Here is a 1,089-nt window from a genome sequence, read left to right on the forward strand (position 1 = left end):
CTGGCCGTGGGCGGTCAGTTGCCAGCCGCCACGGGCATTGCGCGCCAGCGCGCCGAGACGTTCGAGCAGCGCCTGGGCCTGGGCGTAGGCCGCCGCCGGCGGGGTGTCGAGCCAGGCCAGCTCGTCCGGCTCGACACCCCAACGAGCCAGCTGCAGCGCGACGCCGGCAAGATCCGCCTGGAGAATTTCCGCCTCACCGTAGGCCGCCAACTGCCCGTGCTGCTCCTCCGACCACAGCCGGTAGCAGGCGCCCGGCTCCAGCCGCCCGGCCCGCCCCGCCCGTTGCGTGGCCGAGGCGCGGGAGATGCGCCGGGTTTCCAGGCGGGTCATGCCACTGCCGGGGTCGAAGCGCGGCACCCGCACCAGGCCGGCATCCACCACCACCCGCACGCCGTCGATGGTCAGGCTGGTCTCGGCGATATTGGTGGCCAGCACCACCTTGCGCATGCCAGCCGAGGCCGGCTCGATCGCCGCGCGCTGGGCCGCCAGTTCCAGCTCGCCGTGCAGCGGGCAGAGCAGTACATCGCCGCGGCCGTCCAGCTGTTCGGCCAGCGCCTCGTTCACCCGTCGGATCTCCGCCTGCCCGGGGAGGAACACCAGCACGCTGCCGTGCTCGTCCTGCAGCGCCTGCAGCACCGTCTGCACCACCCGCGGCTCGACGCGCTCGCCCGACGCCAGCGGGCGGCCCCAACGCTGCTCCACCGGATGCATGCGTCCCTCGCTGCGCACCACCGGTGCATCATCGAGCAATGCCGACAGGCGCTGGCCCTCCAGGGTCGCCGACATCAGCAGCAGCTTGAGCGGCTCGTCGCGCAGCAACTGACGCGCATTGAGGGTCAGCGCCAGCGCCAGGTCGGCATCCAGGCTGCGTTCGTGGAATTCGTCGAAGATCACCAGGCCAACGCCTTCCAGCGCCGGGTCGTCCTGCAGGCGGCGGGCGAGGATGCCCTCGGTGACCACCTCGATGCGGGTGCGCGGTCCGACTTTGCTGTCCAGGCGGATGCGGTAGCCGACGGTCTCGCCGACCCGCTCGCCCAGCTCGCTGGCCAGGCGCTCGGCGGCGGCACGCGCCGCCAGCCGGCGCGGTTC

Annotated in this window: 1 protein-coding gene; it reads right to left on the minus strand. The window is 72.9% G+C overall.

The annotated features are described in order from the left end of the window. On the minus strand, positions 1-1,089 hold a 1,089-nt coding region (gene hrpB / locus BAY1663_RS22795), incomplete at both ends, for an ATP-dependent helicase HrpB (protein ID WP_037045434.1).

Source organism: Pseudomonas sp. BAY1663 (assembly GCF_000582595.1).
GTDB lineage: Bacteria > Pseudomonadota > Gammaproteobacteria > Pseudomonadales > Pseudomonadaceae > Stutzerimonas > Stutzerimonas stutzeri_AF.